At 63.3% G+C, this 24,862-nt stretch carries 28 protein-coding genes; 19 read left to right on the plus strand and 9 right to left on the minus strand.

Annotated features, from left to right (window positions below; all coding sequences use genetic code 11):
* Positions 1-159: 159 nt before the first annotated feature.
* The 3 genes from NKI97_RS21850 to NKI97_RS21860 form a co-directional block, all read right to left on the minus strand.
* The gene (locus NKI97_RS21850) at positions 160-735 is read right to left on the minus strand and encodes a D-sedoheptulose-7-phosphate isomerase (RefSeq protein ID WP_352450434.1); all 576 of its coding nucleotides are present in this window, start codon (positions 733-735) and stop codon (positions 160-162) included.
* 7 nt (positions 736-742) lie between these two features.
* The gene (gene rfaE1, locus NKI97_RS21855) at positions 743-2,221 is read right to left on the minus strand and encodes a D-glycero-beta-D-manno-heptose-7-phosphate kinase (RefSeq protein ID WP_352836548.1); all 1,479 of its coding nucleotides are present in this window, start codon (positions 2,219-2,221) and stop codon (positions 743-745) included.
* 139 nt (positions 2,222-2,360) lie between these two features.
* A complete protein-coding gene (locus NKI97_RS21860; protein ID WP_254819253.1) occupies positions 2,361-2,993 on the minus strand; it encodes a LysE family translocator in 633 nt (210 codons plus the stop codon).
* Positions 2,994-3,418: 425 nt separating this feature from the next.
* Between NKI97_RS21860 and rfaD the strand changes: the two genes are divergently transcribed.
* From rfaD to waaC, 3 genes are read left to right on the plus strand one after another with little or no spacing between them, the layout of a single operon-like run.
* Entirely contained in the window at positions 3,419-4,369 is a 951-nt protein-coding gene (gene rfaD / locus NKI97_RS21865) for an ADP-glyceromanno-heptose 6-epimerase (protein ID WP_352450437.1), read from the plus strand.
* Positions 4,342-5,349, plus strand: coding sequence for a lipopolysaccharide heptosyltransferase II (gene waaF / locus NKI97_RS21870; protein WP_352836551.1), 1,008 nt, complete (start codon positions 4,342-4,344; stop codon positions 5,347-5,349). The genes rfaD and waaF overlap by 28 nt, the downstream gene beginning before the upstream one ends.
* Complete coding sequence (gene waaC, locus NKI97_RS21875) at positions 5,346-6,335, plus strand: lipopolysaccharide heptosyltransferase I (protein ID WP_352450440.1); 990 nt, start codon at positions 5,346-5,348, stop codon at positions 6,333-6,335. Before waaF ends, waaC begins: the two co-directional genes overlap by 4 nt.
* A 226-nt stretch (positions 6,336-6,561) precedes the next feature.
* On the opposite strand, the gene greA is transcribed toward waaC, so the two are convergent.
* Together greA and NKI97_RS21885 are read right to left on the minus strand one after the other, a co-directional pair.
* A complete protein-coding gene (greA, locus tag NKI97_RS21880; protein ID WP_023719113.1) occupies positions 6,562-7,035 on the minus strand; it encodes a transcription elongation factor GreA in 474 nt (157 codons plus the stop codon).
* A gap of 328 nt (positions 7,036-7,363) precedes the next feature.
* A complete protein-coding gene (locus tag NKI97_RS21885) occupies positions 7,364-7,927 on the minus strand; it encodes a tetratricopeptide repeat protein (RefSeq protein WP_352836554.1) in 564 nt (187 codons plus the stop codon).
* A gap of 236 nt (positions 7,928-8,163) precedes the next feature.
* On the opposite strand from NKI97_RS21885, the gene NKI97_RS21890 reads away from it, so the two are divergent.
* The 4 genes from NKI97_RS21890 (at position 8,164) to NKI97_RS21905 (ending at position 11,301) form a co-directional block, all read left to right on the plus strand.
* A complete protein-coding gene (locus tag NKI97_RS21890) occupies positions 8,164-8,589 on the plus strand; it encodes a DUF3775 domain-containing protein (protein WP_023678354.1) in 426 nt (141 codons plus the stop codon).
* A 99-nt stretch (positions 8,590-8,688) separates the two neighbouring features.
* Positions 8,689-9,561 (plus strand): extensin-like domain-containing protein, encoded by an 873-nt coding sequence (locus NKI97_RS21895; RefSeq protein ID WP_502900816.1) that lies wholly within the window; start codon positions 8,689-8,691, stop codon positions 9,559-9,561.
* Positions 9,562-9,672: 111 nt separating this feature from the next.
* Entirely contained in the window at positions 9,673-10,527 is an 855-nt protein-coding gene (locus NKI97_RS21900) for an extensin-like domain-containing protein (RefSeq protein ID WP_352697615.1), read from the plus strand.
* Positions 10,528-10,593: 66 nt separating this feature from the next.
* Positions 10,594-11,301 (plus strand): LssY C-terminal domain-containing protein, encoded by a 708-nt coding sequence (locus tag NKI97_RS21905; RefSeq protein ID WP_352705314.1) that lies wholly within the window; start codon positions 10,594-10,596, stop codon positions 11,299-11,301.
* A gap of 47 nt (positions 11,302-11,348) precedes the next feature.
* Here NKI97_RS21905 and NKI97_RS21910 read toward each other — a convergent pair whose 3' ends face one another.
* Entirely contained in the window at positions 11,349-12,368 is a 1,020-nt protein-coding gene (locus NKI97_RS21910) for a zinc-dependent alcohol dehydrogenase family protein (protein WP_352744460.1), read from the minus strand.
* A 127-nt stretch (positions 12,369-12,495) separates the two neighbouring features.
* Between NKI97_RS21910 and NKI97_RS21915 the strand changes: the two genes are divergently transcribed.
* From NKI97_RS21915 to NKI97_RS21925, 3 genes are all read left to right on the plus strand, one after another.
* Positions 12,496-13,437 carry a LysR family transcriptional regulator gene (locus tag NKI97_RS21915; RefSeq protein ID WP_352744457.1) on the plus strand — a complete coding sequence of 314 codons (942 nt, stop codon included), beginning with the start codon at positions 12,496-12,498 and terminating at the stop codon, positions 13,435-13,437.
* A gap of 59 nt (positions 13,438-13,496) precedes the next feature.
* The gene (locus NKI97_RS21920; RefSeq protein WP_352836558.1) at positions 13,497-14,807 is read left to right on the plus strand and encodes a hemolysin family protein; all 1,311 of its coding nucleotides are present in this window, start codon (positions 13,497-13,499) and stop codon (positions 14,805-14,807) included.
* A 199-nt stretch (positions 14,808-15,006) separates the two neighbouring features.
* Positions 15,007-15,621 carry a methyltransferase domain-containing protein gene (locus NKI97_RS21925; protein WP_352836561.1) on the plus strand — a complete coding sequence of 205 codons (615 nt, stop codon included), beginning with the start codon at positions 15,007-15,009 and terminating at the stop codon, positions 15,619-15,621.
* Between the two features lie 133 nt (positions 15,622-15,754).
* Here the strand turns inward: NKI97_RS21925 and arr are convergent, their stop codons facing one another.
* Positions 15,755-16,162, minus strand: a complete 408-nt coding sequence (gene arr / locus NKI97_RS21930; RefSeq protein ID WP_352450452.1) for an NAD(+)--rifampin ADP-ribosyltransferase — start codon at positions 16,160-16,162, stop codon at positions 15,755-15,757.
* 190 nt (positions 16,163-16,352) lie between these two features.
* On the opposite strand from arr, the gene NKI97_RS21935 reads away from it, so the two are divergent.
* The gene (locus tag NKI97_RS21935; protein WP_352743223.1) at positions 16,353-16,646 is read left to right on the plus strand and encodes a hypothetical protein; all 294 of its coding nucleotides are present in this window, start codon (positions 16,353-16,355) and stop codon (positions 16,644-16,646) included.
* A 52-nt stretch (positions 16,647-16,698) separates the two neighbouring features.
* On the opposite strand, the gene NKI97_RS21940 is transcribed toward NKI97_RS21935, so the two are convergent.
* Entirely contained in the window at positions 16,699-16,989 is a 291-nt protein-coding gene (locus tag NKI97_RS21940) for a hypothetical protein (protein ID WP_352450454.1), read from the minus strand.
* Between NKI97_RS21940 and NKI97_RS21945 the strand changes: the two genes are divergently transcribed.
* From NKI97_RS21945 to NKI97_RS21960, 4 genes are all read left to right on the plus strand, one after another.
* Positions 16,988-17,338, plus strand: coding sequence for a hypothetical protein (locus NKI97_RS21945; RefSeq protein ID WP_352450455.1), 351 nt, complete (start codon positions 16,988-16,990; stop codon positions 17,336-17,338). The genes NKI97_RS21940 and NKI97_RS21945 overlap by 2 nt on opposite strands.
* A 78-nt stretch (positions 17,339-17,416) precedes the next feature.
* On the plus strand, positions 17,417-19,414 hold the full coding sequence (locus NKI97_RS21950; protein ID WP_352743225.1) for an ABC transporter ATP-binding protein/permease: 1,998 nt from the start codon (positions 17,417-17,419) through the stop codon (positions 19,412-19,414).
* Between the two features lie 257 nt (positions 19,415-19,671).
* Positions 19,672-20,145, plus strand: a complete 474-nt coding sequence (locus NKI97_RS21955) for a VOC family protein (protein WP_352450557.1) — start codon at positions 19,672-19,674, stop codon at positions 20,143-20,145.
* A gap of 84 nt (positions 20,146-20,229) precedes the next feature.
* Positions 20,230-21,009, plus strand: coding sequence for a class I SAM-dependent methyltransferase (locus NKI97_RS21960; protein WP_352836564.1), 780 nt, complete (start codon positions 20,230-20,232; stop codon positions 21,007-21,009).
* A gap of 42 nt (positions 21,010-21,051) precedes the next feature.
* On the opposite strand, the gene gcvA is transcribed toward NKI97_RS21960, so the two are convergent.
* Positions 21,052-21,945, minus strand: coding sequence for a transcriptional regulator GcvA (gcvA, locus tag NKI97_RS21965; protein WP_352450458.1), 894 nt, complete (start codon positions 21,943-21,945; stop codon positions 21,052-21,054).
* Positions 21,946-22,152: 207 nt separating this feature from the next.
* Here gcvA and NKI97_RS21970 point away from each other — a divergent pair, with 207 nt between their 5' ends.
* The 4 genes from NKI97_RS21970 to NKI97_RS21985 all read left to right on the plus strand — a co-directional run bounded on the left by NKI97_RS21970 (position 22,153) and on the right by NKI97_RS21985 (position 24,325).
* Positions 22,153-22,338, plus strand: coding sequence for a DUF1127 domain-containing protein (locus NKI97_RS21970; protein WP_352836567.1), 186 nt, complete (start codon positions 22,153-22,155; stop codon positions 22,336-22,338).
* A gap of 72 nt (positions 22,339-22,410) precedes the next feature.
* Complete coding sequence (locus NKI97_RS21975; RefSeq protein WP_352450460.1) at positions 22,411-22,896, plus strand: VOC family protein; 486 nt, start codon at positions 22,411-22,413, stop codon at positions 22,894-22,896.
* Between the two features lie 34 nt (positions 22,897-22,930).
* Positions 22,931-23,656, plus strand: a complete 726-nt coding sequence (locus tag NKI97_RS21980) for an SDR family oxidoreductase (protein WP_352586823.1) — start codon at positions 22,931-22,933, stop codon at positions 23,654-23,656.
* A gap of 234 nt (positions 23,657-23,890) precedes the next feature.
* Positions 23,891-24,325 (plus strand): FKBP-type peptidyl-prolyl cis-trans isomerase, encoded by a 435-nt coding sequence (locus tag NKI97_RS21985; RefSeq protein ID WP_352450461.1) that lies wholly within the window; start codon positions 23,891-23,893, stop codon positions 24,323-24,325.
* Positions 24,326-24,862 lie beyond the last annotated feature (537 nt).

The raw sequence follows: 24,862 nt of genomic DNA on the forward strand, positions 1-24,862 counted from the left end.
GGGCCCCCCCACCCCGCGTGCTGGTGGGGGTGGCTGCGGCCCCCCCGCTGCGCTGTTTGTGGGACCCGCGCCCCCCCACCCCACCCTCCGGGCCGTCCCGCGCCCACCTCTCCCCCGCTTCGCGGTGGGCGAGGAACCCAGGTCCTGAGAGTTCGAGGATCACCCCACCTCGCAGAGGCGCGTTTCGACCATTTCGCACAAATGGTGATAGAGGCACAAATGCCCCTGCTGGATGATCGGCGTCGAGGTCGACGGTACGTTGAGCAGGATGTCGGAGAGCGGCTTCAGCTTGCCGCCGGTGTCGCCGGTCAGGCTGACCACCGTCATGCCCATCATGCGCGCCTGTTGGGCGGCGGCGAGGATGCTTGGCGAATTGCCGCTGGTCGAGATGGCGAGCAGCACGGCGCCCGCCGAACCATGCGCCTCGACCTGGCGCGCAAACACCGTGTCGAAGCCGTAATCATTGCCCCAGGCGGTCAGCACCGCCGCGTTGGCCGGCAGCGCGATGACGTTGTAGGCCTTGCGCTCCCTGAGGAAGCGGCCGACCAGCTCGCCGGCGATATGGATGGCGTCGCTGGCCGAACCGCCATTGCCTGCTATCAGCAGCGCCTTGCCCTGCGAAAGCGCGGCGACGACGGCGCTGACCGCCCGCTCCATCTCGCTGGTCAGGTCGCGCTCGACCATCGCCGAAATCGCGGCCGCTGAGCGGGCCAGGTAATCGTTCAGTTCGGACATGAAACCCTCAGTTCCCGGCGCGCAATCTGCCGATGGTGCCGGTCGTGCTCTTGCCGGCGACGAGGTCGACCAGCACGACGCGCCCGCCGGCCTTCTGCACGACATCGGCGCCAACCACCTGATCGACCGTATAGTCGGCGCCCTTGACCAGTATGTCGGGGCTCAGCGCCTCGATCAGCGAAAGCGGCGTATCCTCCTCGAAGATGACGACGGCGTCGACCGAGGCAAGTGCTGCCAGCACGCAGGCCCGGTCATGCTGGTCGTTGACCGGGCGCCCCGGCCCTTTCAGCCGGCGCACCGAGGCATCGCTGTTGAGGCCGAGCACCAGCCGGTCGCACTGGCTGCGCGCCGCATGCAACAGGCTGACATGGCCGGCATGCAGGATATCGAAACAGCCATTGGTGAAGCCGACGCTCAAGCCCTCGTCTTTCCAGGCCGAAACCATCCGCGCGGCGGCGGCGGCATCGAGGATCGCATCCAAGTGGGCGACCGGACCATGCGAGGCAAACAGCGCACCGGTGAGTTCCTCGATCGTCAGCCGCGCCGTGCCGCGCTTGCCGACGACAACACCGCCGGCGGCGTTGGCGATCGATCCGGCCATGACACGATCGGCGCCTGCTGCAAGAGCCAGCGCGAAGGTCGCGATTACCGTGTCGCCGGCGCCCGAAACGTCGAACACTTCGCGCGCCTGCGTGGCGATATGGCGGGCGTCGTCCGCACCGACGACGCTCATGCCCTTTTCGCTGCGCGTCGCGACGACGAAATCGAAACCGTGCGCCGAAATCAGCTGGCGTGCCGCCGCCTCGATTTCGTCGTCGGCAAACACTGCGCGGCCGACCGCCTCGCCGAGTTCCTTGCGGTTGGGCGTGATTGCCGTCGCGCCGGCATAACGCGCATAGTCGCGGCCCTTCGGGTCGACCAGCACCGGCTTGCCCGCTTCCCGACAGATCGAGATCAGCTCGCCGGCGACGCCGTCGAGCAGCACGCCCTTGCCATAGTCGGACAGAATGACGATGTCGGCCCGCGCCAGCGCTTCGCGAAAATGCCCGACCAATGTCGCGCGCTCGGCATCGCCCAGCGGCTTGATTTCCTCTTCGTCGAAACGCAGCACCTGCTGGTTGAGCGCGCTGAAGCGGCTTTTGGACGACGTCATGCGATCGGCATCCTGCGCCAGCCCGCCGGTGTCGACGCCAAATTCGCCGAGCATGCGCATGAGGTTCTTGCCGGCCTCGTCAGCGCCGATCACCGAGACCGGTATGACGGCAGCGCCGAGCGAAACGATGTTGGCGACGACATTGCCGGCGCCGCCCATCGCCAGCGTTTCGCCGCGCCCGTGCAGCACGGGGATCGGCGCTTCCGGCGAAATGCGCTCGATCACGCCATTGACGAAACGGTCGAGGATGAAATCGCCGACCACCAGCACGGTGACGCCGCCGAAGCGCGAGACGGCGCGGTGAAGAGGTTCGGGAGAGGGCAGCTTGATCATGTCAACGCGCGGGAGGGCCGATTTTCAGTGACGGGAAATTCGATTGGCAGGGCCGGCCGTTCATGGCGATGCCGATATACCGCAATTTCAGCCGACGCAACGGCAGGCCTTCGACCGATCGCCGCGGCGAGACAGTGCGTCAGCTTTTCTGCAACGCGACATGCACGCCCAGTCCGACAAGCACCGCACCGCCGGCGCGCCGCATCAGGCGCTGCGCCCGGCTCGACTGCCGCAGCCTGGCGATCACCGCGCCGGCCAGCACCACGCAAACAATATCGGCCGACGAGAACATCAAATTGACGATCGTTCCAAGCACGACGAACTGCAGCCAGACCGGAAACGCTGCCGAGGCATCGATGAATTGCGGCAGGAACGCCATGAAGAAAATCGCCGTCTTGGGGTTGAGCACCTCGACGGCAACGCTCTCGAAAAAGGCGCGGCGGGCGGATTTCGGCTGAATTCCCGGCAAGACAACGTCGCCTTGCGCCTTGGCGCGAAACAGCGAAACACCGAGCCAGATCAGATACAGCGCACCGACCAGCTTGACCGCCATGTAAAGCACCGGCACGGCATGGAAAAGCACCGACAGGCCGACAGCGGCGGCGAAGACGTGTACGTAGCCGCCGAGATGAATGCCGAGCGCCGCCATCAGGCCGGACCAGCGGCCGCGCGCCATGGTTTGCGCGGCGGCATAGAGCATGGCGGGACCGGGGATATAGGCGAAGATCGCCGTGGTGGCGAAAAAGGCGACAAGCAGTTCGGTTGATGGCATTCTTTGTCCCTGACGATCTCACCGGGTAGCGAATCGACTGAAGCGGCAACTTTGCGGCCTCACTGTGGCGCAGGGCAATCGCCCCCTTGCCCTTCTTGCAGGCGTCGGCGCCGCCCCTCATCCGCCTGCCGGCACCTTCTCCCCGTGTAGTGACGGGGAGAAGGGGGGGCTTGCCCGCGATCTCAGCGCTCGTCTGTAATGTTGGCGATCGGCGAAACCGTCGACGAGAGCGCCCCTCTCCCCGTCACTATACGGGGAGAGGATGCCGGCAGGCAGGTGAGGGGCGGCGCCGACTAGATAATCGATGTCTCCGCCAGAAGTTGGAACTGCATCCACCCGAAGCAATTGCTCTCTGCTGCTTTATCGACAGCCCTATCGACCTCCCCTATAAGGGCCGGAATCGACAAGCGAGACCAGAGGCTTTCATGATCATCGTCACGGGCGGCGCCGGCATGATCGGTTCCAACATCGTCGCCGCGCTCAACGCCGAGGGTTTCAGCGACATCCTCGTCGTCGACGACCTCACCGACGGCCACAAGATCGCCAACCTCGCCGATCTCGAGATCGCCGATTATCTCGACAAGGACGATTTTCTGGCGCGGATGGAGGCCGGTGACCTCGGCCGCATCGAGGCGGTCTTCCACCAGGGCGCCTGCTCGACCACCACCGAATGGAACGGCAAGTTCATGATGGAGGTCAACTACGCCTATTCGAAGCGCCTGCTGCACGCCTGCCTGGCCCTGCGCGTGCCGTTCCTCTATGCCTCCTCCGCTTCGGTCTATGGCAGCGGCGCCGAGTTCCGCGAGGAGCCGCAATGCGAACGGCCGCTGAACGTCTATGCCTATTCGAAAAAACTGTTCGACGACTATGTCCGCCGCACCGTTTTCGATACCGATCACTCGCCGGTCGCGGGCCTGCGTTATTTCAACGTCTATGGACCGCGCGAGGCGCATAAGGGCGCCATGGCCTCTGTCGCCTTCCATCTGTTCAACCAGGTCGAGCAAGGCCAGAACCCGAAACTGTTCGGCGCCTATGGTGGTTTCGGGCCCGGCGAGCAGAGCCGCGACTTCATCCATGTCGGCGATGTCGCCGACGTCAATCTGTGGCTGTGGAAACGCGGCTCGAGCGGCATCTTCAACTGCGGCACCGGCAAGGCCCAGCCGTTCCGCGCCATTGCCGAAACGGTGATCGATACGCTCGGCCAAGGCCAGATCGAATTCATCGAGTTTCCCGACCACCTCAAGGGCAGCTACCAGAGCTTTACGCAAGCTGATATGTCCCGCTTGCGCGCAGCCGGTTACAATGGCCAGTTCCGCACAGTGGAAACCGGCGTCAGAGACTATGTCGAATGGCTGAAAGCCCAACGATCCTCGTGATCGGCCCACGCTGGGTGGGCGACATGGTGATGGCGCAGTGCCTGTTCCAGGCGCTGAGGGAGCTTCATCCGGATGCCGCCATCGACGTGCTGGCGCCGGCCTGGGCAGCACCCCTGGTCAAGCGCATGCCCGAAATCCGCCAGCAGATCGACCTGCCGCTGAATTCCGGCGCGTTCGAATTCCGCGTCCGAACGCGCTTCGGCCGCCTGTTGCGCGGCCGCTACGAGATGGCCTTTGTCCTGCCGGGAAGCTGGAAATCGGCGCTGATCCCGTTCTTTGCCGGCATTCCGCGCCGCGTCGGCCATCTCAAGGAAATGCGCTATGGGCTGCTGACCGACATCGTGCCCTTGCCCGATCGCCTGAAACGGCGCACCGCGCAGGCCTATTTCAGCCTTGCCCGGGGTGGCGCCTTCCAGGCGCCGAAGCTCGCCGTCGATCAAGCCAGCCAGGCGGCACTGCTCAGCCGTTTCGGGCTGACGGGGGGGAAATTCGTGGCACTCATGCCCGGCGCCGAATTCGGCCCGGCCAAGCGCTGGCCGAGCGAACACTATGCCGGCCTTGCCCGTGAGATGATGGCGAAAGGGTTTGGCGTCGCGCTGTTCGGGTCGAAGAACGACGCTGAGGTGACGGCGGAAATCGCCGCGCTCGCTCCGGGCGCCGTCGATCTTGCCGGCCAGACGCGGCTCGAGGATGCCATCGACCTGATCGCGGCGGCGAGGCTCGCCGTCTCCAACGACAGCGGGCTGATGCATGTCGCCGCCGCCGTCGGCACGCCGGTAGTCGCCGTCTACGGCTCGACCTCGCCGCAGAACACGCCGCCGCTCGCCGAGCGCCGCGAACTGGTCTGGCTCGGCCTGTCCTGTTCGCCCTGCCACAAAAAAATCTGCCCGCTCGGTCATCTCAACTGCCTGAAGACGCTGGAGGTCGAACGCGTCGTGGCGGCGGCGGAGCGGCTGCTGGAAATGCCGGCCGCCGCATGAAAGTGCTGATCGTCAAGACATCGTCCATGGGCGACGTCATCCACACCTTCCCGGCGATCGAGGACGCGCGCCGCGCTCGGCCGGATATCTCCTTCGACTGGTGTGTCGAAGAGGCATTTGCCGGCATCGTGGCGCTGCATCCAGCCATCCAGACCATCCACAGCGTGGCGATCCGGCGCTGGCGCAGGAAGCTGCTTCAGCCCGGCACATGGCGGGAAGTGATCGGCTTGCGCCGCGCCTTGCGCGATTGCCGCTACGACCTCGTCCTCGATGCACAAGGCTTGCTGAAATCGGCGCTGGTGGCGCGGCTGGCGGCAGCCCCGATCGCCGGGTTCGATCGGTCGAGCGCCCGCGAGCCTTCGGCGAGCCTGTTTTATGGCCATCGCTACGCCGTGCCGCGCGGCCTGCACGCCATCGAGCGCACGAGACGCCTGTTCGGGCTGGCGCTCGGCTACGAGCCGGATTTTTCCCGGCTTGAATCGGGCATCGTGCCGCCGGCCGGAAGATCGATTCTTGTCGGTGAAAAGACCGCCTTCCTGCTGCATGGCACCAGCCGCGAGGACAAGAAATGGCCGGTCGATGACTGGATCGAAACCGCCCGCCTGCTGGTGGACAAGGGGATGACGCCGGTCACCACCTGGTCGAACGACCGGGAACAGGCGGTTGCCGAGGCGATCGCCGGTGCCGTTTCGCAGACCGTGGTGGTTCCCAGGTCGTCGCTAGCCGAGATCGCCGCCGTCATCGGCGGCTCGACGCTGGTCATCGGCGCCGACACCGGCCTGACCCATCTCGCCAGCGCCTTCGGCCTGCCGACGGTGGCGATATTCCTCGCTACCGAGCCTGGCCTGACCGGCCCGCGCGGGCCGTATTCGTCGACGCTACTGGCCGCGCCTGGGTGCAGCGTCACGCCGCCGGAAGTGATTGCGGAAGCCGAGAGATTGCTGGCGCTTCGGGAGACCGGTCAGGCCAAGGTCGGTAGGGGATAGTCCTGAAAGTTGGCGCTGCCCCTCATCTGGCTGCCGCCATCTTCTCCCCGTATAGGGGCGGGGAGAAGGACGCCTTCACCGAAGATTTCGCCAATCAGTAACGTTGCAGAAACGGCGCCGAGGTTCCGGATGGCCCCTTCTCCCCGTCACTATACGGGGAGAAGTGCCCGGCAGGGCGATGAGGGGCGGCGCTACCTGACGGGATTAGGGGCTCGCCTCAGATTCCTCAGATAAATTGCACCTGGACGATCTCGTAGCCCCTGGCGCCGCCCGGTGCGTTGACCTCGATGGCGTCGCCGACTTCCTTGCCGATCAGCGCGCGCGCGATCGGCGAGGAGATCGAGATGCGGCCGGATTTCACGTCCGCTTCCTGGTCGCCGACGATCTGGTAGGTCTTTTTCTCCTCGGTATCCTCGTCGACCAGCACCACGGTGGCGCCGAACTTGACCTTGTCGCCGCTGAGCTTGGTGACGTCGATCACCTCGGCCCGCGCGATCAGGTCCTCGAGTTCGTTGACCCGGCCCTCATTGAGGCTCTGTGCCTCTTTTGCCGCGTGATATTCGGCATTTTCGGAGAGGTCGCCATGCGAGCGCGCTTCGGAAATCGCCTCGATGATACGCGGCCGCTCCTGTTGCTGGCGCCAGCGCAGTTCTTCCTTCAATGACGCGAACCCCTCGCCTGTCATCGGGACCTTGTTCATAATGCCTGACCTTTCCTGCCGCCGCCCCCGCAATCGGGAGCGACCTTGTCGATGGTACAAAAAGAAAACGGTCCGGCAGCCTCGGGCTAACGGAACCGTCTCACCACAATTTCGCAAGATATAGCAATCTTCGCGGGTTTTTCACGTCCAAAAAGTCGGTTTTTGAAAAATCATCCACCGATTGCGCGGCTGACCCCACGTCAAGCGGGGGTTTCCAAGATCGTATCGTGTACCGTGATGCCAAATCTCGGTTGTGGCCAACATGTGCAGCACAGCAAAAAACCGGCTGCGATCGCTCACAGCCGGTTATGAGGAGCGTTCCGCAGGATCAGCTCCTCATAAAATGATCGATCTGCTCCGACAGCATGCCGTATTCGCGAGACCCCTTGCCCGTGCGCTTCTCGATCTCGCGGAGCTGTTCCTGGGCGCCGGCAAGATTGCCGATCTGCAGGTGCGCCTCGCCGAGATATTCGCGCACCAGCGTGTAGTTCGGGTCGATGCGCAGCGCTTCCTCGTAATAGCCGAGGCCGACGGTGACGCGGCCGGAATGGCGGTGCGAATAGCCGAGATAATTGAGGATGCGCGGATCCTGCTTGTTGGCGGCGAGGCTGAGCACGGCGATCGCCTCGTCGTAGCGTCCATCCATCGCCAGCGCGCGACCGGCATCGTAGATGCTGTCGTCGTCCAGCATGCCTTGCTTCGGGGAGACGCATTTCTTCTGTTTCTTGTCCCACGCCTCCCCCTTCTTGCACTGGGACTGGCCGCCGCCATTGCCGCCGCCATTGCCGCCGCCACCGCCACCTCCCCCGCCTTCACCAGCCGAAAACGCCGGAGCCGCAATCAGCGGCAGGGCGGCGATGGCCATGGCGTAAATCAGCAATCGTCTGCGCATCGAATTCTCCTTTGAACCTGACAATGCAACACTAACGCCGGGCCAACGCCGTTTCGTCCCGGAAAATGTCATCCTATCTCAAAACCGCGATCTCTCCCAGCAAGGCCATCTTATCCCGGGAAGAGTGGGCATCGGAAATCATGCTTCACGATCAACGCCGCCGCGCAAGATAATGTGACGAGCGCTGCAAATCCGCTATCATCGGGCCGACCGAGCACGAAGCAGGGAGACGGCCGGTGCAGCAACGCGTTGAACGAGACTGGGAGCTTTCGATCGGTCCCGACACCGTGCGCCTGTTCATCCTGAAGGCGAAGGCGCTCAGCGCCGCCGTCAACGAAGACTATGCCGACGGCGCCGAGCACGAGGTAGAGCTCGACGGCAACGCGCATGACAACCACCATCATGACGGCCTTGCCGAGGAAAGCTCCGAAGATCTCACCGAAGAAGAACTGCGCGAGCTGATCGATGATCTCAATGTCGACGAAGCGGCTGAACTGATTGCGTTGGCCTGGGTCGGCCGCGGCGACTATGACGCGACGGAATGGACGGACGCGCTGTCCGCCGCCCGCGAGCGCGCCAACAAGCGCACGGCAAAATATCTGCTCGGCATGCCGCTGCTGGCGGACTGGCTCGAGGAAGGCCTGGAAGCGATCGGCGCGTGACGGCGCGGTTACCGATTGTGATCGGCCGCCCCCTCGCTCAAGGCAACTTCCCTGCATTCTGGCCGTTGCGATGTAATGGCGGCGTTTGGCTTTTTCAGATTGGGCAGATTGCTGCTGGCCGTTGCGGCTACGCCGCTGGCGGGACCCGTTTTAGCCAAGGCACCCGACCTACCGCAAACTGCACCGGTTCCGCAGCTCAACCAGCAAGTCACTCCGCCCCCACCAACCGAGATCCCGGTCCCCGAACCGCGCCCGGAGGATGCTCCGGAGCCGCCGGCGATTGCACCGCAGCCGCCCGAAAAGCCGGCACGGGCTGAGCCGCCGGCAAGCCCACCAGGCGCGCCACCAATCCCGGCCGAGGCAGACGAGAAGGCGGAGCAAAAAATCCTTCCTGATCCTCGATCGGCCGCCATTGCCGGGAAAGAAATGCCGGCCGAGGAATTGGCCTGCCGCAGGCGGCTGAAATCAATGGGCGTCGATTTCGAGGAGCGCAAGCCCGAGCATGATACGGCGGTCGGTTGCTCGATCCCCTACCCGATCGTGCTGAGGACGCTCGGCAAATCCATCGCCATCGGCCCGGAGCCCGAGCTGAATTGCCAGATGGCGGAAGCGGCCGCACGCTTTGCTGCTTCGGTCATCCAGCCTGCCGCAAAGGCCGAGTTCGGCGCGGATATTAAATCGATCGGCCAGGCCTCCGCCTTTGTCTGCCGGTCGCGCAATGGCGGCGGCAAATTGTCGGAGCACGCCTTCGGCAACGCGCTCGATATCGCCAGCTTCAAGCTTTCGGACGGGAAGGAGATCGATGTCGGCCCCGCGCCGCCGGAAAAGGACGCGAAATTCCTGGATACAGTGCGCAAGGCGGCCTGCGGGCCGTTCAAGACCGTGCTTGGCCCCGGCAGCGATGCCGATCATTCGCTGCATCTCCACTTCGATCTCGAACCGCGCCGCAATGGCGGCACGTTTTGCCAATGACCTTGCCTATGGGGGCGCCGCAATTTGGCCGCAGGCGTGAACGGCGCCGCTGATTTTTCCTTTACTCTTCAGGTTTAGAGTCTGTGCCATCTAGGGACAGGAACCCTTCCGATGGCCGGGCTATTTCGCGCTGCGCTTGCCGCTGTGCGGCACACAGAATGCGCGCGCATAGCCGGCAGGCTTGCCGCCCTGCTTGCCATTGCGGGGGTCTCCGCCTGCAATACCGGCAGCGTGCTGTCGCTGCAGCCGGCCGTCGATGTCGGCAGCCAGACCGCTGCCGTCCCGCCCAATTCCGACCCGCAATATTCCGGCGCGCAAGATTCCGGGCCGCAATATTCGGGTATGCAGCGCCTCGTCCCGTCCAATCCCTTTATGACGGCCGCCTATCCGCGCCTGGACAACCCGATGTCGCCGGCCGAACAGATGCCGGCCACAGAGATCGATTGCCGAAAGGAGCTGAAACGCCTCGGCGTCGTCTACACCGACGTTGCACCGATCCATGAAGGCCAGTGCGGCATCGACTATCCGGTCAAGGTCTCGGCCATCGGCAGTGTCGAGATGAAGCCGGCCGCGACGCTGACCTGCGACATGGCCGCCACCTTTGCCGGCTGGACCAGGAACGAACTCGTGCCGTCGGCCCGCTGGCGCTATTTCTCAGGCGTCAAGACCATCCACCAGGGCTCGAGCTATTCCTGCCGCAGGATTGCCGGCGAAGGTGTTTTGTCGGAACACGGCAAGGGCAATGCGCTCGACGTGATGAGCATCGAGCTTAACAATGGCGACGACATCGACGTCCGCAAGCCCGGCCTGTTCGCCTTCCGCACGCGCGGCTTCCTCAACAATGTCCGCGCCGATGGCTGCCAGTATTTCACCACCGTGCTCGGCCCCGGCTACAACTACGACCACCGCAACCATTTCCATTTCGACATCAAGAACCGCAAGAACGGCTATCGCGCCTGCCGCTGATTGCAGCCCCTGCCCAAGACTTGCTGCGCCGGTTAAGATGGTGCGCAGACGCTTGGGTGGTGCCTCTTGAGCCAACGAAGCCTTCGACGACGTGCAACGACCTGGCTGGTGGCATGCTGTGCCGCTTATCTTTCGCTCGCCTATTTCGCCGCGCCTGAGTTCTGGACGTTACGGGACCGCAATTTTCGCAATCAGCAATTCGAGATGGTGACGCACACGCCGCAAGGCATTCCGGGCGATCCGATCAATGTCGGCCTGGTCGGCATGAAGAAGGAGCTTGTCCATGCTTTTGCCGTCGCCGGCTGGGATACGGCAGACGCGATCACGCTGAAGACGGCGATCGAGATCGGCGAAAGCGTGCTGTTTAACCGCCCCTATCCCGACGCGCCGGTCAGCCGGCTGCTGTTCGAAGGCCGCGCCCAGGACCTAGCCTTCGAAAAGCCGGTCGGCGACAGCGCCGATCGGCGCCACCACGTCCGCTTCTGGCAGACCGATGCGACCGGAGACGACGGCCGGCCGCTTTGGCTTGGCTCTGCAAGCTTTGACCGCGGCGTCGGCCTCAGCCATGACACCGGCGCGATCACCCATCATATCGGCCCCGACATCGACGCCGAGCGCGACGGGCTGATGCGCGACCTCTCCGCCGCCGGCATGCTGATCTCGACCAGCGAGATACCAGGCGTCGGCGCCACGAAGACCGGGCGCAACGGCGAAGGCGATCCCTATTTCACCGACGGCAAGGCCATCATCGGGGTCCTGCTGCAACTGCCGTAGGCGCGCAATCGGCCTTCCCGTCTGACAGCCATTTCGTCCCGACGGGTTCAGGGCACGGTGATCACGATCTTGCCGAACGGTCCTGTCTCCAGACGCTCAAATGCCTGCGGCACCTCGTCGAAGCCAAACACCTTGTCGATCACCGGCTTGATGGCAAGCGTCTCGATCGCCTGGTTCATTCGCTCGAAAGCGCGGCGGTGGCCGATCGATATGCCTTGTACGACGATCCGGTTGCGCAGGAACGGAATGATCGGGAAACTGAGCTCCATGCTGCCGAGAAGGCCGATGAGCGACAGCCGGCCGTCGGCGCCCAGCGCATTGAGCGAACGCCGCGCATTGTCGCCGCCGACCATTTCCAGCACATGGCTGACGCCGGCCCCGTTTGTCAGCTCGCGCGCGGCCTCGTCCCACGCCGTCGGGCTGCGATAGTTTATCCCTTGCCAGGCGCCGAGCGCCTTCGCCCGTTCGAGCTTCTCGTCGCTGCTCGAGGTGACGATGGCGCGCAGGCCGAAGGCGGCGGCGAACTGCAGCGCAAACAGCGACACACCGCCGGTGCCCTGGATGAGAACGGTTTCGCCCGGGATCGGCTTGGCCGCCTCGACCAGCGCGAACCACGCCGTCAGCGCCGCAATCGGCAGCGTCGATGCCTCGACGTCGCTGAGCGACGGCGGCGCCGCCACGGCGGCATCCTCATGAAAAAGCACATGCTCGGACAGCATGCCGGGCAGTGACGAACCAAGCGTATGCTTGTGCAGCACCGGCGGGGCGTCGCCGTCCGGCCAGTCGGCGATCACCTGGCCGAGCACGCGCTGCCCGATGCCGAAGCGGCTGACTTCGCTGCCGGTGGCGACTACTTCGCCTACCGCGTCCGATGTCGGCACGAACGGAAAGCTGAGGTCCGGTATCAACACGCCATCGACGATCATCCTGTCCTTGTAATTCAGCGATACCGCTGTGACGCGTACCAGAAGATCATGCGGCCCGGGTTGGGGCAGCTTTCCACCAGCCGGCTTCAACCTGGACAGGCCGAAACCGTTCATCTGCCAGGATCTGTTTTCGGTGCTCATTTGGTTCGCGCTCCGTGGTTGATGATTGCGCGAGACATTTACGCCGTTTCACTATGGAGAAAAGTGCTTCCATGTGGCATGTTCTGCAACAGATTAAGGAGCAAAACTCTACAATAGGAGCGCTTCATTGGAATCGGCCAATTTGCAAGGCATCGTCGCATTCGTTCACGCGGTGGAGGCCGGCAGCTTCACCGGCGCTGGCGCACGGCTGCATGTCACCAAATCGGCGGTCGGCAAGTCGATCGCGCAGCTGGAACAGCGATTGGGCGTCCGCCTGCTCAACCGCACCACCCGCAGCCTCAGCCCGACCAGCGAGGGCCTGAGCTATTACGAAGCCTGCGTCAGGGCACTGGCCGAGATCGAAGCCGCGCAGTCACTGCTGGCTTCGCGCAAGCAGGTGCCTTCCGGGCGGCTGCGCGTCGACCTGCCTTTGGCCTTCGGCCGGCGGTGCGTCGCCCCGGTTCTGTTCGACATTTCCAAAAAATTCCCGGACCTGACGATGGAAATCTCGTTCAACGACCGGCGCGTCGACCTGATCGAGGAAGGCATCGACCTGGCGGTGCGCATGGGCGACCTCGACGACAGCTTGTCGATCGCCGCGCGCCGCATCTATGCCCAACGTTCGGCCATCTGCGCCGCCCCCGCCTATCTCGACGCCCATGGCAGGCCGCAATCGATGGAGGACCTGGCCAGGCACAGCCTCATCGGCTACGGCCGCGACGGCACGGTCCATCCCTGGACCGTCAGGCATGTCGACGGCCGTCTCGAAAAATTCGTGCCCAAGGCGCGGCTGGTGCTCGGCCACGGCGAACCGATGCTCGATGCGGTACTGGCCGGCTGCGGCATCGTCTACCTGCCGACATGGCTGACGGCCGACAGCATCAGGCGCGGCGAGCTCGAAATGGTTCTGTCGGACTGTCTTGTCGAAAACACCTTGGTGCATGCCATCTGGCCGGTAACACGCAATCTCGCGCCAAAGGTGCGCGTCGTCGTCGACGCCCTGATCGAGCATTTTTCCGCGCCGCCCTGGGATGCGGCATGGGTGCCGCCTGATTGCCCGGCTCGCTAAATTTAAAAAGCGCGACCGTCCTATTTTCGAAAACCGCGCGGCAATGCTATGGACCCGGCATGCTTTATGCTGAAATTGCCATCGTGGTCGTCCTCATCTGCGTGAACGGCCTTCTGTCGATGTCCGAACTCGCCATCGTCTCGTCGCGGCCGGCGCGCCTCAAGACGATGATCGACCGCAACGTCAAGGGCGCCGGCCGGGCCCTGGCGCTCGGCGCCAATCCGGGAAAATTCCTGTCCTCGGTGCAGATCGGCATCACTTTGGTCGGCGTCTTGTCCGGTGCCTTTTCCGGCGCCACGCTCGGCGAGCGGCTGGCCACCTCCCTGGCGTCGGCCGGCATCCGCGAAAGCCTCGCCGATCCGCTCGGCGTCGGCATCGTCGTCGCCCTCATCACCTATGGCTCGCTGATCATCGGCGAACTGGTGCCCAAGCAGATCGCATTGCGCGACCCCGAACGGGTAGCCGTCAGGGTCGCCCCGGCAATGACCATCCTCGCCAGCGTCTCGGCGCCGCTGGTCTTCCTGCTCGATTTTTCCGGCCGCGCCCTCCTGTGGCTGCTTGGCCAGCGCGGTCAGAGCGAGGATAAGGTCACCGACGAGGAGATCAAGATGCTGGTCGCCGAAGCCGAGCACCACGGCACCATCGAATCCGACGAACGGCGGATGATCGCCGGCGTCATGCGGCTCGGCGACCGTGCCGTGCGCGCGGTGATGACGCCGCGCACCGAGGTCGACTGGATCAATCTGCAAGCCGACGAGGCGGCCATCAGGAAGCTGCTGATGGACACCCAGCATTCGCGCCTGCCGGCCGGCGACGGCGGCGTCGACGCCATGATCGGCGTCGTCCAGACCCGCGACGTGCTGGCCGCAATGCTTGCCGGCCGCGCTCTCGACCCGCGCCGGCACGTGCGGGCCGCGCCAATCGTGCATGACCAGGCCGACGCTCTGGACGTGCTTGCGACGCTGAAGGAATCCGACGTGCCGATGGCGCTGGTGCATGACGAATACGGCCATTTCGAAGGCATCGTCACCCCGGCCGACATACTGGAAGCGATCACCGGCGTATTCCGTTCCGACCTCGACGCCGGCGACGAGGAAAACGCGGTCAAGCGCGAGGACGGCTCATGGCTGCTCGCCGGCTATATGCAGGCCGACGAGATGGCAGAGGTCCTCGGCATCGACCTGCCTGAGAGCCGCGATTACGAAACCGTCGCCGGCTATGTGCTGTCGCATTTGCACCATCTGCCGGCGACCGGCGAATGTGTCGACGCGCAAGGCTGGCGCTTCGAGGTCGTCGACCTCGACGGCCGCCGCATCGACAAGCTCATCGCCACCCGCCTGCCCGGCCGCCACCGCGAGGTGGTGCGGTAACGATCGACGCGACTTATGGGCTATATGCTGGCGGCGACACCGCTCGCACGTCAAAGTTGATTGGGAATACCGCCTATGGTCGACCACCTTTTCGCCGACCCATATCTCGCTGCCGTCTACGATGCCTGGCACCCGAGATCTGCGCGCGACGACTATGATTTCTACCTGCCCCGCATTCTAACAGCAGACGCGGTGCTTGATGTCGGATGTGGAAACGGGCACCCTCCTTCACGAGGCACGCTTGGCCGGACATTCAGGGCGGCTCTGCGGCATCGACCCAGCACCCGGCGTGTTGGATCGCGCAGGAACGCGCGCGGATATCGAATGGGTTCTCGGCGATCTCCAATCGGCCGGCTGGACAGCCGAGTTTGATCTCATTGTGATGACGGGGCACGCATTCCAGGCCCTTGTCAGCGACGAAGACCTGAGGGATTTCATGGCGGCTGTCCGACACGCCCTTGTGCCAGGCGGATGCTTCGCGTTCGAAACGCGGAACCCTTCGGTGCGGGCGTGGGAGCACTGGACACCCGAAAATGCGGTGGTCGTTGAGCTGCCTGACGGGTCGCTGGTGCAGATCACAGCAGAGGTGATCACGCCGTTCGATGGACAGACGGTGACATTCACCCACAGGTTCGGCGGAAAGCATCCGAGCCTTCCGCAAGTTAGTCGCAGCACCTTGCGATTCCTCGAGACGGACGCCTTATCGAGCCTGCTGGGGAACGCGGGGCTACGGATCGAACAGCAATTCGGCGGCTTTGACGGCAGCCCACTTGGCCCTTCGAGCCTAGAGATCATCACGTTCGCGACGAGATGAAAAGGAGCATCCGCTCTCCAGCCCTGCAAGCAACGACAACTCGCGGACCCATTGCGGACGTGGAGCCGTATTTCGCGGGGACTGCCGCCGACCGCAAGTCAGAGCCAAGCTTGGCAATCGCAGGACTCAGCGATCAATCGATTGCCTCGATGCCTTGTGCCTTCAGCCGTTCGAGATGGTCCTTCATCTCTTTCAGCCGCTCGGGCGAGTGGCCCTGCCACTCGGTGACCTCGCCGGTGATCCTGAGCGGCTCGCGGCAGCGATAGGACTGCGTCGGATTGCCGGGAAATTTCTTGTCCGTAAGATTGGGGTCGTCCATGATCGGGCCGGTTGGTTCCACGATGTAGATCCTTTCGCGTCCGTCACCGGCGGCCAGTTCTGCACCCCAGATAGCCGCATCCAGAGTGCCGGTTAGATAGACCCAGGCTGCTTGCTTTCGCACGCCGTAATTGGAGCTGTAGCCGGCTTCGATCAGGTCTCCCGGCTTAAGATCGGCCCGGGTGCCGTGGTAGAATTGGCGCGGCTTCGCGGGGGCTGTCATCGGCTCATCCTCGCTGTCTCAGGCGTCATGGTGTTGTGGTGCGCACTATTTCATGCACGTCATCGAATCAACCGTCTGGCCGTGCGGTTATCGGACGTCCTCTCATTCCGGTCGTCCCGCCCAAAGTACGCTACCAGTCGGCTGCCGGTGCGGGTATTATCGGCGCCCTGTACGTCACTATGGTGGAAAAATGGATCTGCAAGCCTTCAGGGATTCGATTGCAAAACCACAGCCGCCAGCCGGCTTGAGCCCTGCCCTGGAGGCGCTGTGGTGGGATGCAAAGGGCGATTGGGCTAAGGCGCACGAGTGCGCGCAGCAGCGCGACGATACGGCGGGCATGCACGTGCATGCCTATCTCCACCGCAAGGAAGGCGACCAGTCGAATGCGGAATATTGGTATCGCCGCAGCAACGCGGCGCCGTCGACCTTAACGCTTGACGAGGAATGGCAAGAGCTGGCACGTACACTTTTGCAGCAAAGCTGACGCTTGCTCAGTCATCGTAAAATAGCCGGTCCTGCATCCACTCTCCGGGGTTTCAGCTGGCGCCCTGTGGCTTGTCCCTGCCGTTCCATTCCGCATTGCGCGCCTGCGCCTCTTCGGCGATCAGCTTGAACTCCCGCATCTTCGCAGCTTCGATGGCGAATGCGCGGCTTGGCAGGACGCCAGGGTCCTCCTGACTGTTCTGAAACTGAAAACGGGCCTCCAGTTCGGCCCATATTCGCTCGGGTGCCGTATCCTTGCTGGCAAGCAGCGCAACGACCAGCGCCAGAGTCTCGCGCTGGGCGTTCAGCCGCCCTTCGATCTCTTCATTCGGCAATTCGGACATGCGGGTCGCTTCCGGTTTCTGGCTCAACGGCAAAATCGCACCCTTGTTCCGGAATTCGGGGCTGGCGCGGTCCGGCTGGGCAGCAGATGCTCGCAATCGCAATCGAGATGACCTCTCCTCCTCGATCCTGTTGACTCGGCCGATGGCACTTCTCGCGCCGCTTGCGTCCAGCCTCTTCGAATGCAGCATGCGGACAAATCTTGAGAGCCTGAAGCGAATTGTCGAGATCGCAGCAGGTGATGCTTTGTTGCAGACTGACCCGCAGCCGACGCTCGGCGGTCTGCCCCGCAACGATCAAAGCCTGTCATCGAGAACGACCATAGGCTGCTGCGAGCACCGGAACAGCTGAGAAGCCTTGGCGTTGTTGGCATCTGGGATCTCGAGCGGACGCTATGAAACCTTCTGATTTTTAAGCCGTTATCGCCGGATGCCCGAGGCTAAATTTAAGCTGAAATCGGTTGACGGCGCCCAATCGCGCGATGCCGAGAAGTCGCGCCACGAGAAACAATCGCCTGTCGAAGTCGCGTCCGAGGTCGTCGGCGAGCCCGCGCCGCCGCCGGATGTCACCGAACCCGATCCTGAGCTGACACCTGAAGAGGCCGAGCGGGCGCGCAAGAGATACCTGCTCAAGCGCTTCTGGATCAGCGCGCGCGGTTACTGGGGCGGCAGTGGCGACAAGGTCGCCTGGCCGTTGACGATCGGGCTGTTGGTCCTGATCGTCGCCAATGTCGGCTTCCAGTATGGGATCAATGTCTGGAATCGCGCAATTTTCGACGCCATTGAGCAACGCAATGCCCACACCGTATATTGGCTGAGCGCCGTATTCCTGCCACTCGTGCTCGGAAGCGCCAGCCTTGTGGTGGCGCAAGTCTTCTTTCGCATGAGGATACAGCGCCGCTGGCGTTCCTGGCTCACCACCGCGGTCATCGCGCGCTGGCTCGCAAGCGGCCGCTACTATCAGCTGAACCTCGTCGGCGGCGATCATAGCAACCCCGAAGCCCGCATCGCCGAGGATTTGCGGATTGCCACCGAATCGCCCGTCGATTTCATCGCCGGTGTCATCGTCGCATTTCTGTCGGCCTCGACCTTCATCGTGGTGCTCTGGACGATCGGCGGCGCCCTGACCCTGACGATTGCAGGTTCGACCGTCACCGTTCCCGGCTTCCTGGTCATCACCGCAGTGCTCTATTCCGCGATCACGTCCACTTCGATGGCGGTCATTGGCCGCCATTTCGTCCACCTCTCCGAGGGAAAAAATCAGGCGGAAGCCGAGTTCCGCTACACGCTGACGCGCGTGCGGGAAAACGGCGAGAGCATCGCATTGCTCGGCGGCGAGGAGGAGGAGCGCAGCGGCGTGGACAAGACATTTGCCCATGTGCTCAGGCAATGGGCGCTCCTTGCAGGTCAGCACATGCGCACGGCGCTGGTGTCTCAGGGGTCGAGCCTGTTTGCGCCTGTCGTGCCGGTCTTGCTTTGCGCTCCAAAGTTCCTCGAAGGCAGCATGACACTTGGACAGGTCATGCAGGCTGCCTCGGCCTTTGCCATCGTGCAGGGCGCGTTCGGATGGCTGGTCGACAACTATCCCCGTCTCGCCGATTGGAACGCCTGTGCACGGCGCATCGCCTCGCTGATGATGTCGCTCGACGGGCTCGAGCGGGCGGAACAGAGCAACACGCTGGGACGCATAAAGCGCGGCGAGACCGGCGGCGATGCGATGCTCAGCCTGAACAATCTCTCCGTGTCGCTCGACGACGGCACCGCCGTGGTCAAGGAAACCGAGGTCGTGATCGAACCAGGCGAGCGGGTGCTCGTCGCCGGCGAATCCGGCTCGGGCAAGAGTACGCTGGTGCGGGCCGTCGCGGGTCTGTGGCCATGGGGTAGCGGCAGCGTCAACATCCGCGCCGACAGACGGTTGTTTATGTTGCCGCAACGGCCCTACATCCCGACCGGGACGCTTCGCCGCGCTGTCGCCTATCCAGGCGCCGCCGACAACTGGACGCTGGATAAGATCAAGGCTGCCCTCGACAAGGTGGGACTCGACTACCTCAACGACCGGATCGAGGAGGACGCGCCATGGGACCAGATCTTGTCGGGTGGCGAAAAGCAGCGCCTCGCCTTCGCGCGTCTTCTGCTGCACCGCCCCGATATCATCGTGCTGGACGAGGCAACGTCGGCACTCGATGAGAAGAGCCAGGACAAGATGATGGAGATGATTATTCGCGAATTGCCGAAGGTCACCATCATAAGCGTAGCGCACCGCGCCGAGCTGGAGGCCTTCCACAGCCGCAAGATCACATTGGAGCGGCACAAGGGCGGGGCAAAACTTGTCAGCGATATCGAACTCGTCCCGCGCAAGGACAGACGGAACTTGCTCATGCGCCTTCTGAGGCAACGGCGCGCCAACGGAAAGCCAGCGCGACCTTGAGCAAAGCGGCGCTGCCCTACGCAAAGAGTGAGGCCGCCAGTCGGACCAGGCGGACGATCGCCGGTTCGAGTCACTGCCCGCATCTGGTCCTGAAAGCACCAGCCGTGGTACCTTATTCCGGGCAGCTGCTGCTGTCGGAACGTCGATGGCACGAGCGCATTTCCATGTCCGGTGCAACGCCGAGGCCAGCTGTGAAAAACCCGGGTTGATTTCAAAAGCCCAGATTGATTTCGAAAGCAAAGGGACCAGCAATGACAATCGCCAAGAACACGATCTGCCTTTGGTACGACAAGGACGCCGAGGCTGCGGCCCGCTTCTATTCCGAGATTTTTCCCGACAGTTCGGTGAAATCCGTCCACCGCGCTCCCAGCGACTACCCGTCCGGCAAGGCAGGCGACGTGCTGACGGTCGAGTTCACGGTCGCCGGCATCCCCTGTCTCGGCCTCAATGGCGGGCCCGCGTTTAAACACAACGAAGCCTTCTCCTTCCAGATCGCCACCGACGATCAGCAGGAGACCGACCGCTATTGGAACGCCATCGTCGGCAATGGCGGCCAGGAAAGTGCCTGCGGCTGGTGCAAGGACAAATGGGGCATCTCCTGGCAAATCACGCCGCGCGTGCTGACCGAAGCGATGGCCGCCGGCGGCGATGAAGCAAAGCGCGCATTCGAGGCGATGATGGAGATGAAGAAAATCGACGTTGCAGCGATCGAGGCGGCGCGGCGCGGCTGACAGTTCGGGGGTGGCCCGACGCGAAAAGATCAGGGCAGAGCGGCCGGAAATGCTGCCGGCCTATCATCTCCAGGCAGGCGTGCGATGGTGCTGAACTGCGCTGCGTTTTACGACGCCGAACTGCGACGGCACAACGAGGTCTTCAGGGCTGCGGTCAAGGTGGGAACGCGCGATCGCGTGCTCGATATCGGATGCGGTTCGGGACAATCCTCTCGTGATGCTGCCCGTGTCGCGGTGGAAGGCAGCGTGCTCGGCGTGGACGTATCGGCGCAGATGCTCGAGATCGCCCGGAAGTGTAGCGCGAAAGAGGGATTGCGAAACGTCGCCTTTGAGCGCGGCGATGCGCAATTGCTGGTATTTCCGCCTGCCCGCTTCGATCTGTGCATTAGTCGATTTGGAGTGATGTTCTTTGCCGATCCGGCGGCGGCGTTCGCCAATATCGCCCGGGCGATGCGACCAGGGGCACGTCTTGTGTGGATGGTATGGCAATGCCAGGACCGTAACGAATGGGCAACTGCCATTCAGCGGGCAATTGCGCCGGGGACCGCCATATCGAGGGGCGCCGCCACCCCGTTTTCGCTTGGCGACCCCGCCATCACCGCGGAAATCTTGCGTGCATCCGGTTTTGTTTCGGTCGACTTTGCCGAAGTGCATGAGCCGGTCTTCTACGGCCAGGATGTCGATGCGGCCTATGACGCTTTGCTTGGCCTGCAACTGGTCAAGGATCCGCTCGCCCGCGCGGATGTGGATGTCGACGCGGCGCTGCGGCGGTTGCGCGATCTGCTCGACGCGCATTTGACCGCGGACGGTGTGCTTTTCAACTCGCGTGCCTGGATCGTCACCGCGTTTCGGGCGAGCGGATAGTAACCACTCGATGTAGACGATCCTGTTCTCTCGGCCTTCCCGTCAGTCCATTTGCGGCGTGACTTCTGAGAGCAGCCAATCCCGAAAAGCCTTGACTTTGCGCTGACGGATCGCCTCTGGCGGGTAGACGAAATAGAAGCTGGAGGGGGATTTCAGGGCGTGGCCGAAGGGGCGGACGAGTCGCCCGGCGGCAAGGTCGGCCGCAACGAGCATGGTCCGGCCGAGCACCACCCCCTCGCCTTGTGCGGCCGACTCCATGGCAAAGGTGGCAGAGTCAAAGGTAATCCCACTCTGCGGGTCCACGCCCTCGACCCCGGCGCTTGCTAGCCAGGTCGCCCAGTCGATCGGAAAGCTGTCGCGGATCAGCGTGTGGTGTTTGAGGTCCTGAGGCGTGCGGAGCGGATGTGCACCCTCAAGAAGCTTTGGGCTGCACACTGGAAACACCTCCTCGCCGGTGAGGAACTCCGACGTGAGCCCCGGATAGTTTCCGTTGCCATAACGGACGGCGACATCGATGCCGTCGCCGAGGAAGTTGGTCAGCTTCCCGCTTGTCGAAACCCGCACATCGACGTCGCCATGCGCACGGTGAAAGCGATAGAGGCGCGGCACCAGCCATCTCCCCGCGAAGCCATCGGAGGTGCTGACGTTCAATGTCGAGCTCGAATAGCGGGCTGTTGCTGCAGCGGTGGCGGTGGCCAACTGCGCGAGCGCCTCGCGCACCGCCCGCGCATAGGGCTCGCCAACGGCTGTCAGACTCACCGAACGCGTACCGCGCTCGAACAGCTGCACACCGAGCTGATCCTCAAGATTCTTGATCGCCCGGCTGATCGCACCGTGGGTGACATGAAGTTCCTCTGCCGCCTTGGAGAAACTCAACAGGCGCGCCGCGGCCTCGAAACTTGGCAAGGTGGTGAGGGGAGGCAGCTTCCGGGGCATGGATCGATACCTATACGTGTGAGTGATGCTCACACATTGTCGCCGATAAGTCGTTTGTCGTCCAGGCCAGAAGCCGGCATATTTGCTCGCGTAATCAGTCATTCACCGCCGCTGCAAAAGGCGAGTTTGATGTGACTGATACTCTCGCTGACGAAAGTCGCGGGGCAACTGCTGAAACCAAAACTGCCGCCACTCTGGGAGAGCACCATGAACGCCAAACGAGTTGAACCCATCGTCGACGTCCTGACCGGCATGGCCGGCCGCATCCTCGCCTCGAGCCGCCGGCGCCGGACCGGGCGGCAGATTGCACGCTTCTCGACCCGCCGGCTCGAAGACCTCGGGTTTGCCCGCGACTGGGACGGTTCGGTCTATCGGCCGTCGGACCACCGCTAGCCTGAACGAAAGCAACAGCGGACAGGCTCTTCGCCAAAGATCGCTGTCGCAAGGAATTAATGGAGAACGGACATGGCCACCATCCACCCATTCCTCTGGTTCAACACCGACGCGGAGCAAGCCCGCGATTTCTATCTCTCGGTCTTCAAGAACAGCAAAGCGCTCCAGACCATCGAATACACCGACTGGGTGTCCGGAACCAACAAGACGGTCCCGCATGCCACCTTCGATTTCGAGCTCGAAGGACTGCACCTTACTGCGCTCAATGCCGGGCCGCAGCCGCCCTTCAACGAGCGGCTCTCGCTTTACATCGAGACCAGGGACCAGGCCGAGACCGACTACTACTATGAGGCGCTCACCGCCGGCGGCGGCAAGGCACAACCCTGCGGCTGGCTCACCGACAGATACGGCGTCTACTGGCAGGTCATCCCGGAAATCCTGCCGCGGCTCAGTGCCGATCCGGATCGCGAAAAGGCCAACCGCGTCCGGCAGGCGATGTACGGGATGCGCAAGATCATCATCGCCGACCTCGAAGCCGCCTATGCCGGCAAGGCCTGACCCTCACCGCAATCGCAACGAACGGAGAACCCTCATGACATCGCTCGTGGACAGGAAAGTCATCGTCGTCGGCGGTAGTTCCGGCATCGGTCTCGGCGTCGCGGAAGCTGCTCTCAACGGCGGAGCGAAGGTCGTGATCGTCGGACGCTCGCCCGAGAAACTGCTGGCTGCCGAACGGACGCTCAATGCGGGCCGCGTGACCAGCGTGGTCGCCGACATGACCGACGAAGCGGACGTCGCTCGCCTGTTCGACGAGGTCGGTCCCTTCGATCACCTCGTATCGACCGCCGGAACACTGCCGCCCGGCGATCCGATCGGCAGTACCGACATGGAGGCTGTGCGAGGCTTCGTCGATAACAAGCTGATTGGCGCTGTCATGCTCTCCAAGCATGCTGTGCGCACCCTGAAAGCCGGCGGCTCGATGACCTTCACCTCGGGAATAAATAAGGATCGGCCGCCGGTGCCGGGAGGCTCGGTCGTCTCCGCGATTGCCGGTTCATTCAGCTACTTCGCCCGCGCCCTGGCGCTCGAACTGGCCCCGACGCGCGTCAATGTCGTGTCGCCCGGATGGGTCGATACACCGATGTGGGACATTGTTGGAGAAGCCAAATCCAGCTTCTTTGCCGACATGGCTGCCCGGTTGCCATCGAGAAAAATTCCGACCGCTGCGGACGTCGCCGCCGCCTACCTCTACCTCATGGAAAGCGACTTCACGACCGGCGAGACGATCCGCATCGATGGCGGCCATAACCTGATCTAGCCGCCATTTGCACGCCGCCTGGATGGGCTGAGCCGGCATGACTGCTAGACCGGTGCACTGCTGCCGAAGGCGACGAACGCCGGCGGGTCATGCCGGCGTCGCGCAATCGGGGTTTACATCGGCAGCCAGGTCCCTAGTTTTAGCGTTTCGCGCCGCGCACCTAAGTGTGTGGATGATCGAGGACGGGACCGTGAGCTCTGGCCGGCCCCTCGAAACTTTCAAAGGATGGCTATCATGACACAGGCCAAGAATGGCGACACCGTGCGCATCAATTACAATGGCCGCCTGGCTGACGGCACTCAGTTCGATTCTTCCGGCAACGAACCGCTGCAATTCACGTTGGGTGAAGGACAAGTGATCGCCGGTCTCGAAACCCATGTCGAGGGTATGGAGGTGGGCGCGAAAAGCACCGTCACCATTCCCGCCGACGCCGCCTATGGCCCCCACCGCCCCGAAGCGGTCATGACCGTCGACCGCGCCCGCGTACCAGACAACATCAATGTCGATATCGGCGCTCGACTGCAGGTCAGAACCCCGGAAGGGCGCCCGATGCCGGTAACAGTCGTCGGCGTGGACGACACCAGCGTCAAGCTCGACGGCAATCATCCGTTGGCCGGGCGCGATCTCGTGTTCGACGTTGAACTGGTCGAGATCGTTCAGGCGGCGTAGGGCACGGCAAAGCGCGTGACGGCCATGATTTTCGGGTGACGCATTTCGACCGGCGGTTCCGGCGGTGCGTCACCTGTTTGGAGGCAAAGACCGCGACGGCGGAAATCGTGTAGCGTGCAGCAACCCATAGAGACATTCGGCATCTGGAATGTCCAATTCAGCGTCGCGGTCTCGAGGACCTGTGGAAGGGTAGTGTCTCAGTTTGAAATTAAGACGACGGTCCATCGTAGTCAGGCGGTGGCGGCGTGCCTGGCCACCGAAGCACGACTTCCTCGCAGGAGTCTTGCATGCGCATGACGCGGACGGCGTTGCCGATCACATCGGCGGGGCGCTTCTGGCCTTTAGGTCCGGTGGGCAATTGCTGCCTCCTGAATTGGCCAGCGCTTATACGCGACGACCCAGAGAATGATTATCATTCCCAACGGGACCACAGAGAGAAGCACCCACGCCCGAGACATTCTTAGTCGCCCAAACAGCACCCACGCGGGGATTGCTGTGAGGACTGTCAACAAGGCGAATGGTAGCAACTGAATCGGA

Origin of the sequence: Mesorhizobium sp. M0296 (assembly GCF_040321675.1) — a bacterium.
Taxonomy (GTDB): Bacteria; Pseudomonadota; Alphaproteobacteria; order Rhizobiales; family Rhizobiaceae; genus Mesorhizobium.